7 protein-coding genes and 5 pseudogenes are annotated in these 9,015 nt (G+C 65.5%); 7 read left to right on the top strand and 5 right to left on the bottom strand.

All coding sequences use genetic code 11. From position 1 onward, the window contains the following. Nucleotides 1-907 precede the first annotated feature (907 nt). The 3 genes and pseudogenes from ABTZ59_RS36685 (at nt 908) to ABTZ59_RS36675 (ending at nt 2,759) form a co-directional block, all read left to right on the top strand. The gene (locus ABTZ59_RS36685; protein WP_351425631.1) at nt 908-1,108 is read left to right on the top strand and encodes a hypothetical protein; all 201 of its coding nucleotides are present in this window, start codon (nt 908-910) and stop codon (nt 1,106-1,108) included. 315 nt (nt 1,109-1,423) lie between these two features. Further along, nucleotides 1,424-2,342 (top strand): annotated as a pseudogene (locus ABTZ59_RS36680) (transposase); the annotation flags it as partial. Between the two features lie 117 nt (nt 2,343-2,459). Next, nucleotides 2,460-2,759 (top strand): hypothetical protein, encoded by a 300-nt coding sequence (locus ABTZ59_RS36675; RefSeq protein ID WP_351425627.1) that lies wholly within the window; start codon nt 2,460-2,462, stop codon nt 2,757-2,759. A 63-nt stretch (nt 2,760-2,822) separates the two neighbouring features. Here the strand turns inward: ABTZ59_RS36675 and ABTZ59_RS36670 are convergent, their stop codons facing one another. Continuing rightward, on the bottom strand, nt 2,823-3,890 hold the full coding sequence (locus tag ABTZ59_RS36670) for a trypsin-like serine peptidase (RefSeq protein ID WP_351425623.1): 1,068 nt from the start codon (nt 3,888-3,890) through the stop codon (nt 2,823-2,825). Nucleotides 3,891-4,055: 165 nt separating this feature from the next. On the opposite strand from ABTZ59_RS36670, the pseudogene ABTZ59_RS36665 reads away from it, so the two are divergent. Beyond that, nucleotides 4,056-4,330, top strand: a pseudogene (locus ABTZ59_RS36665) (hypothetical protein); the annotation flags it as partial. A 103-nt stretch (nt 4,331-4,433) separates the two neighbouring features. Here ABTZ59_RS36665 and ABTZ59_RS36660 read toward each other — a convergent pair. The 4 genes and pseudogenes from ABTZ59_RS36660 to ABTZ59_RS36645 form a co-directional block, all read right to left on the bottom strand. Continuing rightward, on the bottom strand, nt 4,434-5,063 hold the full coding sequence (locus ABTZ59_RS36660) for a transposase (protein WP_351425620.1): 630 nt from the start codon (nt 5,061-5,063) through the stop codon (nt 4,434-4,436). A 37-nt stretch (nt 5,064-5,100) separates the two neighbouring features. Continuing rightward, a pseudogene (locus ABTZ59_RS36655) lies at nt 5,101-5,313 on the bottom strand (helix-turn-helix domain-containing protein); the annotation flags it as partial. Between the two features lie 48 nt (nt 5,314-5,361). Beyond that, complete coding sequence (locus ABTZ59_RS36650) at nt 5,362-5,574, bottom strand: helix-turn-helix domain-containing protein (protein ID WP_351425617.1); 213 nt, start codon at nt 5,572-5,574, stop codon at nt 5,362-5,364. Between the two features lie 165 nt (nt 5,575-5,739). Continuing rightward, nucleotides 5,740-6,045, bottom strand: coding sequence for a hypothetical protein (locus ABTZ59_RS36645; RefSeq protein WP_351425612.1), 306 nt, complete (start codon nt 6,043-6,045; stop codon nt 5,740-5,742). 177 nt (nt 6,046-6,222) lie between these two features. Between ABTZ59_RS36645 and ABTZ59_RS36640 the strand changes: the two are divergent. The 3 genes and pseudogenes from ABTZ59_RS36640 to ABTZ59_RS36630 form a co-directional block, all read left to right on the top strand. Then, a pseudogene (locus ABTZ59_RS36640) lies at nt 6,223-7,238 on the top strand (IS701 family transposase); the annotation flags it as partial. 420 nt (nt 7,239-7,658) lie between these two features. Continuing rightward, nucleotides 7,659-8,129: a VOC family protein gene (locus tag ABTZ59_RS36635; protein WP_351425609.1), complete on the top strand. Its 471-nt coding sequence runs from the start codon at nt 7,659-7,661 to the stop codon at nt 8,127-8,129. After that, nucleotides 8,130-8,865 (top strand): annotated as a pseudogene (locus ABTZ59_RS36630) (IS5 family transposase); the annotation flags it as partial. It lies immediately after the preceding gene. Nucleotides 8,866-9,015: the final 150 nt, after the last annotated feature.

The raw sequence follows: 9,015 nt of genomic DNA, 5'->3' as shown, positions 1-9,015 counted from the left end.
TGTGCGACACCCGCGAGATCGTGCGGTGGTCGGGGGTGAGGACGTCGGCCGCGACATAGCCGTCGAGGAAGGCCTCAGCCGGGCCGCTCCCACTCGCTCCCAAAGCGCCGGAAGCTGGGAGCGACGTCAATCCACGGTTGATCGTGGGTCGCCCGATGGTGTTGCTCCCGGTGAAGATCTCTGCCGTTCGGCACCGCTGTGCTGGTCAAGTGCTCGGCTTTTCGACCCCTTGTCCCGGTTTTCGCCAAGGGGAAGTTCCGCGCGGGGCCGCTCACAAAGCGCTCGCTGAGAGTCCAGGCGCGGTGGTTGTAGGACCGCGACGCCGCCCGGAGCTACTCGCGCAGGTCCGGCGCCGTCCGCAGGGACGAGGCGGTGGATCACACCGACCGCACCTTCAACGCGATCATGGCCGCCGAGTACGCCGTCCTCGCGGACGAGGAAACGGGCGCCGCCTGACCTCTCTCTCGCGTCCACGGACTGGGGTCTCCTCCTGGTCGTGATGACCGCCGTGCCTGCCACGGACGTCCCACGACCACGCCTCAGAGAGGAGACGGCGCCTGACCACGCCCCGGCCGCGCTCTGTGGGGGAGCCTCGGCCGGCCCGCTCAACCACCCCCTCACCGATTGGTGCGTGACGGTACTGAATGGCGGGCGAGTGCACAGCCCCGGCAACCAGACCTGGATCAAGGCTCGGTGCCGGAGAAGCGTGTGGGGAAGAGCCCCTTCCACCAGCTCTTCCCCATGCACTGCCTCGTCAACAATCTCCGCGTCCTTCGTCACAGAATAACGAGAGAGTCAACTGACCAATGCCTGACTTCTGGGCCATGCGCCGTATCCGCAACTACCGCTCCCGCAAGGACTACGAGCCGTACACCCTCATCGACGGCCTCCTCGATAGTGATGGCGGGTGAGGCAGCCGGTCAGCCGGTCGTCCTTGAAGATCTCCGTCCTGGGCTTTCGGGCACGGTCCGAAGGCAGGACCGGCTTCGCCGCGCTCAGGGCCATGTGTCGAGAGAACCCCGCGCTCCTCCACGGGCTCTGCACCTACCTCAGCGTCTCGGGTCTGCTCGTCGTCCTGATCGTCGCCACCACGCTTCAAGGCCGGTGACGGCCAGATGCGGTTGTACCGGCCGCCATGGATACGCCCTCGCTAGGAATCGCTCAGCATCTACGAGCGCAACGTGCAACGAATCCTCAACCCGCCTCCCCCCGAACTGCGCGACCGCCTCGACGGCGTCCTGAGCAAGGCGGAAGACTTCAGGGGCCGCCACGTCACCCAGCGCGAAGTCTTCCGGCAGCTCGACGCCCTGCGCGACGCCGTGAACCAGGCCACACCGCCCGACGTATCCGTCGGCTCCGACCAGCGCAACGCCGAGCCCGTCAGCACGCCGCTCCGGCGCGGGTGGCGGGTTACGCGTGTAGTCGCGACATCGACCACCCCACTGACGCCGACCTGCTGGAACACGGAGTCCGCAAGCTGGGTGGGCTGTTACGGAGGATCAAGGCCGCAGGCGCCGCCAAGCGCACCCGGTTCCGTGACCGCAGCCGGTCGGCTGGACGGGGGATGAAGGAGATCTCATGCACACTGCGGCGCGGACCGGCCAGGCCATGGGCGAGATTGACCGGCTCACCGACGAGATCGCCGCGGTAGCCCGGACGACCACGAGGGACGCAGCCGCGGTGGAGCGCAACGCCCGCCGGGCGCTGCGCGAGCGGCCTTCGGGACACCTCACGTGTGTGGTGACCGAGTTGGCCGAAACCGTGGCGGGCACCCGTCGGCTGCTGGAGCAGACCGCGCAGCGGCTGGCGGGCATCCGCTCGATCTCAAACCGGATGGTCTCCCTGGCTGATCCCGATGCCCGGCCGATCCGCAAGGGCGGGCCTCAGCATCCGACCCAGTTCGGCTACACCGCCCTGGTGGCCGAGGACGAACACGGCTTCGTCGTCGAACACCCGCTCCACCGCGGGAATCCTGCCGACGCACCACAGTCCGTGCCCTCGGTCGAGCGGGTGACCGCGCTGACCGGCCGCCCGCCTGGCACAGTCGTCGCCGATCGGGGCTTCGGCACCGCGGCCAACGACCTGGCCCTGGCCGAACTCGGCGTGAAGCGGATCGGCCTGCAACGCGCGGGAAAACCGGGCAAGGCTCGCCGTGAATACGAACGCACCCGGCCCTTCCGGCGCGTGCGCAACTGGAGAGTCGGCATCGAGGCCCGCATCAGCCACCTCAAGCGCGGCTTCGGTTTCCGCCGCACCCGCCTCCGCCGCCTGACCGGTGCCCAGACCTGGGCCGGACTTGGGATTTTCGCCTCAACCTCCAGCGGATGGCCGTCCTCAGCCGTGAAGTACGGTCCATCGCACAAGGACGCCCTGCCACCGCACCTCGGCAACGGACCTGTCGCCAGCCCAAACCCATTTTCAGGGGCAAGTAGCTAGGCGTGTCGGCTAGTCTCGTCGCCATGACTGTGCGGAAGAAGATCGCGTTGGCTGCGCTGTTGGTTGCGCTCTGCGGCTCGTCTGCGACAGCGGTGACGTTCGCGACGAGCGACGCTGCGGAGGTATCGGTGGAGTCGCATACGGAAGAACCTCGGACACGTGAGCACAACATCCGGCAGTGGGAGAACGCTTTGGCGAAGTCAGGGAAGAAGCTTCCGGCAGGCGTGGAGAAGATGACCGACCAGGAAGTCTTCGATGCGATGTTTTCGGAGCTAAAGAAGCATGTCGTTCCTGCCCGTATGCCGACAGTTCTCGTCGACTGACAGTAACGGACGACGGGCCCTCTCTGAGCGGGAAAGGGCCCGTCGTTGCACGGCTTCGTGGTGTCAGGCGCCGTTGGCGGTATTGATCACAGCTGCGGCGTAAGCTCCGTGTTCAGACGAGAACAGGTCATCGCTATTGCGCTGCCCTGTGGTTAGATTGCCTTCATAGTGACTGCTGGCTCCGACGATGCGGGGATCGAATGGGTCCTCTCCGTAGACATACGGGCCACCGCTGGCTCCGCGACCCATGTCGCAGTCCATCTTGATCCGGTCATCGAAGGGGTTCAAGAAGCTGGCATCGGTGGTTTCGCCTACGCAATGCATCATGCGCTCCCCGTTGAGATCGGTTCGCTGGTAACCCTCGTTGGGATAGCCGATCGCAAGGGTATCCGGATAGTCCGTTTCGTTCTCAGTGAAGCGGTAGCCGAATGCCGCCCCGACTGCGCTCTCCAGAGTACCGCGACTTGTATGCGTGTTGAGTACGATGGCGGCCATATCGGCTTCGTATTCGTCACCGTCCTGAGTCCAAGCCGACGCAGCGTATTGGTGAGCGACGGTCCACACACCGATGGGCTCAGCTCCATCCCGGTACCCTGGAACGTACAAGATGTCGGTCATCCAGCCGGCATCGCCGGAGCCGTCGCCTTCATGAATGCAGTGGCCAGCAGTCCAGATGGTGTTCTCGTTGTCCGAGACAATAGAGGCTGCACTACAGGATCCAACGTCACCATTGGGATGGGTGAAGATCAGCTTGCCTACGACGGGAGGCCCGACGGGCGCTTCCCGGGAGACGGATATCGGTTCGACTGCGGCCTTCGCCTGACGTTCCCTAGTGAATCCTCTCGCGGGGACCGATGCCGTCAATTCCTGCCTCTGCGTGCCACTTTCGACGGAGGTACGACGACTGTGGTTTGATTTTGCGGGCGCCTCGGCAGGATTACTGAGAGCTTCTTTCATCCGCGCCGGCGTCCAGTAGTCACGTATCTGCTTGTCTGTCTTTTTACTTGTGTAAACATCGACACCGATGGTGGTGCGCTCCGGCGTCGCAGGGGCAGCCAAGGCGGTGGTGGGTATCACGATGGCGAGCAGGGAAATCGAGGCAGTTGCTGCGGCAAGGCGGAGGAGATGCACGGATGTCCTTCCGAAGGGAACCTCATCGATCGATCTGCGATACGCATCGAACCATAGGCGGCTGTCATATGTGCGACACTTTCAAGTCCGCCTTTGGCTAGTAAAGTTGGCCGGTTCTCGGGTGGCAGAAGCTCATCGCAACCTAGTACTGCACCGGTATTTGTGGTGACTGATGGACAGCTTCGTCGTTGGTCTGGTTATGGGTGGGATTTTGCAGATATCAGGTTGTGGGCCGGGGAACTGCGTGCCGTGCACGAGCGGTTCGTGCACCGGTTCAACCAGCAGGAGTCGCGGGATTCGACGCTCGCGTATATGCGAGGACTGATTGCTCCGCTGGAGCAAAGAACGGCTGGACGCTCGCGGAAGAAGCCGGGTACACAGGCCCTGACCGCATTCACCGGTTACTGAACCGGATCGAGTGGGAGGTGGACGAGGTTCTGGGCACCAGGGCAGGGGGATTCCGGCACGGGCGGCTAGGGTCCGCTGGGAAGGCGCTGGTCACACTGGCCGTCCGTCAGATCACCACGCCCCCACAAAGCGTGATCATCCACGACCAAAATCCACTTTTGCACCAGACCCTACGTACTGATCTTTTCGTAAGTTCGGTGGGTGTGGTGAGTGGATGGTCAGGCCGGTATGGGCGAGGAATGACCATGGCAGTCGGGGGTTGGCGTTGATGCGGTGGATGCCTTGCTCGGTGGCGTCGGCGACATCGGCGAGGTGGTCCCCGGTGAGGTTGGCGAGTTCACGCTTCTTGAGCGAGGACCACAGCAGTTCCACCGGGTTCAGCTCGGGAGCGTAGGCGGGTAATCGTTCCAGGGTGAGCCAGTCCTGTTCGGCGGCCCAGGCCCGCATCGCCCGGCTCCAGTGAGCGGACAGGCCGTCCCAGACCAGGACCACTCGCTCACCGCGGTAGAACACCTTCATCTGCTCCAGGACCTCGATGAGCCCGGCGGTGTCGTAGCTGCCGGGCTTGAGATGGAAGCAGAGGCGGGCCCCGCGATCGGGGTCGGTGGAGTGGTAGCCCAAGGCCCCGGCCATCGACGCGCGCTTCCAGTTCAGGCGGTGCCGCAGGAGCGGAGTCCGCCCTCGGGGCGAGTAGGTGCGGCGGATCCGAGGGAGCAGGGAGACGCCCGATTCGTCGAGGAAGACGATCCAGGCACGTGTGTTCACGGCCCCTTTTGATGCGCGGCCACTCATGCGCGATCCAGCGGGCGATCTCCGACTCGTCCCGCTCGACCGCCCGCCGCTCAGGCCGTTGCAGGCTCCATCCGAGCCGGCCGGTCAGCAGCCGCCACACCGACGCCCTCGACAACACCACCCCCGTCACCCGCTCCACGACGGCGCCGACTCGTTCCAGGGTCCACAGATCGGCCTCGAAACCATGAGCCCGGGCACCTTGCTCCAACGCGGCCCGGACCATCTCGACCTGGGCGCCGTCCAGCTTGGGCGGACGTCCGGTGGCTGCCCGTCACCGCAGAGCCGAAGCACCGCCTTGCTCCCACACCCGCCGCCAACGCCGCACACTCTCGGCACACACCCCCACCGCCCTCGCGATCTCCGCATTCGAGACGCCGTCCTCGAACAACTCGACCGCCCGAACACGACGCGCCTGCGCCAACTGAGGCCGCGACAAAGGAGAAAGGGAAGAGCCGACAACCGAAGGAGAAAGTTGATAAGCCACGCCAACAGCCTCCCACCCACACGGCCACCACACCCACCGAAATTACGAAAAGATCAGTAATACTCCAGCTGTAGATCGCGATCTTGCTGGTCGAGTACCAGGTGCCGGGCCGGTCTGAATCCCCGCCTCGATTGGTCCGGTCCGATGCGCTTGCTGCTGGACTGGTCAGGAGGGGCTGTTGGCGCCGGCCGTGCCGTAGAAGCGGCCCTGGTCGCACAGGGCGTCGATCTCGGCGTTGTCTTCGTCGCTCAGTTGTGCATCCAGCGCGACGCTGATGATGCCTCGGGCGCGGGCCAATCGGCGAGCGACATCCCAGTCGGCGATGAATGTGCCGACTGTGTATTCGTCGGCGGCTCCGGATGCCTGGCGGGATCCGAGTCGGTCGAGGGAAACGACGAACTCGTTCAAGTCCTGGAGTACTTCGACGATCTCGCTGAGGGGCATACGGATCTCTCGGGAGGACATGTCCATCAGCCGATTCAACTCCAGAGTTGACGCTCGGGCCCAGATCCTGATCTTGGTGGTCGGGGCCGGTCCGGGAACGGGTGCGGCCACCGGTGATCATCGGTGTGTGAAGACAGAAGATCAGTCGGTGGCCGCAGGCCACAGCATAGATCTGCCTGCTGGCAGAGAACGTTCGAGGTCCTGATGGACCGTATCGCGGGACGGTTCAGCCGGGTAGAACCTCGGCGCCGGGCACGGGCGTTCGTGCTCGGACTCTTGTCGGACCCGCCGCGCAAGAACTGCCGGACACTCGCCGAGCAGGCCGGCGACGCGAACCCGTACGGTCCGCAACACCTGCTGTCGAGGGCCAGGTGGGATGCCGACGCGGTACGCGATGACCTCCGCGGCTTCGTCGTCGAGCACCTGCACCACGACGATGCGGTGCTGGTCGTGGATGAGACCGGCGACCTGAGGAAGGGCATGGGCACGGCGGGGGTGCAGCGCCAGTACACCGGCACTGCCGGGCGCATCGAGAACTCCCAGGTCGCCGTCTACCTTGCCTACTCGACTCCGCTCGGGCATGCGGCGACAGACCGGGAACCGTATGTTCCGCGTTGGTGGACCGAGGACACGGCCCGCTGCCAGGCCGCCGGGATACCCGACAGCCTCGCCTTCGCCACGAAACCCGCCCTCGCAGTCCGTATGATCACCCGCGCGCTGGATGCCGGCGTCCGCACATCCTGGGTGGCCGGCGACGAGGTCTACGGAGCCGACCCGCACATGCGCACCGCCCTGGAGAAACGGCAAGGTCGGCTACGTACTCGCCGTCGCCCGTGACCACCAGATCGCCACCCGCGCGGACCCGTTCCGCGCCGACGCCCTACGATTGGGCCGCGGTTAAGCTGCCCGGCGTCGACGGCGCAGGTCCCACCCACTACCGCTGGGTGCTGGCCCGCCGCAGCCTGGCGCGGCCCGAGGAGATCGCCTACTACCTTGCCTTCGCACCGGCGGACGCCGACGTCTCCGAGCTGGTTCGGGTGGCTGGCGCCCGGTGGGCCATCGAGGAGTGCTTCCAGGCCGCGAAGAACGAATGCGGCCTGGACCAGTACGAAGTCCGTCGCTATGTCGGCTGGTACCGCCACATCACCCTGTCCTTGCTCGCGCACGCGTTCCTGGCGGCCATGACGGCACATGCCCTCGAAAGGGGGGCCGCAGAAACGGTTCGAGCAGCCTCGTTCGCCTCACCGTGGCAGAAATCCGACGGCTCTTGGACCTTGCCCATCCCCCCACAACCCGGCGCCGCTCACCCCCACGTCGACTCCACTGGTTCCACTGGCGCCGACGCCACCAGGCCACCGCCCGCCTCTGCCACTACCAGCACCGCACCTACCCCGATCGGGTGAGTCACGAACCACCGTCAACCTGACAGGGCGTCACCCCCACTAGGCTCCAAAAGGGCCCTGTGACCAGGACAAATGAAGAAGCACGACTGCAGTACTAAGCGGCGAGCCATCCGTGTACAGCTGCCCGCGAATCTTCCAGGAGGGCGAGCCGGTGAAATTGCCGGCCCCTTCGAAGGGGGAACCTACCGTCAATGCACATCATCAACGGCGCATGAGACCGACAAGTGGAGGCACCAGATGGCCGATCTCCCGGTACCGCCAGAGGGAATTGTGCTGGCCCACTTCATCGTCTCGGACGATGTCGAACGCTCTCGACGCTTCTACACCGAAGTGCTCGGCGGCCGGCTGGCCTACTCCGGCCCTGGAGGCCTGACCTATGTCGCACTGGCCAACAGCTGGATCATCATCAACGTCGGCGGAGGCCCGACGGACGACAAGCCCTCGGTCACCCTGGAGGCGCCGCGCGATTCCGGCCGGGTCAGCAGTTTCCTCAATATCCGCGTCAGGGACATCTACCCCTTGTACGAGGAGTGGAGCGCCCGAGGTGCCCAGTTCCTGACGCCGCCCAAACAACACGCGTACGAGATCCGCTGCTACATCCGCGACCCTGACGGCCATCTGATCGAAGTCGGCCAGACCACCGACCCGGAGGGAGACTGGACACCGGCTCACTGGCCCCCGAGTTCCCGCACCGGCGACTCCGAGTGAGTTCCGCGACTCCTCCAGCCTCGCCCCGAAGCCGGCCGACGTGGACGACGACGGGATCGAGCGGGCCATGCGCGACCTCGGGCTGCACGTGGCAGCAGTTGCCGACTGCGTCGTTCGGGCCGTCCGGCGCGACGGCTCACCGGCGTTTCACCGAGTGGTCGAAGGCCCGGGTGTGGGCCAGGCTCCACCGCCTGGTGCTCGACGAGCTCGGATCCCGTGGCGAGTTGGACTGGTCGCGGTGCGCGATCGACTCGGTGAACATGAGGGCGATGAAAAGGGGGAGCTGACGGGTCCGAATCCTGTCGACCGGGGTAAGTACGGGTCGAAGATCCACTTGATCACCGAGCGCACCGGTCTGCCATTGTCAGTCGGTATATCGAGTGCGAACATGCACGACAGTCAGGGCCTGGAGCCGCTCGTGCGGGGTATCCCGCCGATCCGCTCGCGACGCGGGCCGCACCGCCGCAAGCCCGGCAAGCTGCACGGCGACAAGGGGTACGACTACCGCCACCTGCGGCAATGGCCCCGTGCGCGGGGTATCACGCACCGCCTGGCCCGACGCGGCATTGAATCCTCCGCCCGCCTGGGCCGTCACCGCTGTGTCGTGGAGCGGTCCGTGGCGTGGCTCGCTGGCTGCTGTACACTCCACCGCCGCTACGAACGCAAGGCCGAGCACTTCCTCGCCTTCGCCGCCATCGCCTGCACTCTAATCTGCTACCGCCGACTCACCAAATGAGATGACTCCTAACGAGTTGGTGCGTGATAGCGGGTGAGTTGTGCTTGCCCTGGTTGTGGCGCCCGTCAGGTGGTGGTATTGCGGTCGGACACCAGGGTGGCGATGGCCTGGTAGGTGTAGGGGAGACGGTCGCGGCGGTGGGTCCAGCGC

Origin of the sequence: Streptomyces sp. NPDC094034, from assembly GCF_040303865.1 — a bacterium.
GTDB lineage: Bacteria > Actinomycetota > Actinomycetes > Streptomycetales > Streptomycetaceae > Streptomyces.
The sequence above is the reverse complement of the archived record's forward strand: the minus strand, read 5'-3'. Positions and strand labels throughout refer to the sequence as shown.

Excerpts from the sequence above, each read along its gene's own strand:
- ABTZ59_RS36675 (WP_351425627.1), top strand. The coding sequence starts at position 2,460 with ATGACTGTGCGGAAGAAGATCGCGTTGGCTGCGCTGTTGGTTGCGCTC.
- ABTZ59_RS36645 (WP_351425612.1), bottom strand. The coding sequence starts at position 6,045 with ATGGACATGTCCTCCCGAGAGATCCGTATGCCCCTCAGCGAGATCGTC.
- ABTZ59_RS36635 (WP_351425609.1), top strand. The coding sequence starts at position 7,659 with ATGGCCGATCTCCCGGTACCGCCAGAGGGAATTGTGCTGGCCCACTTC.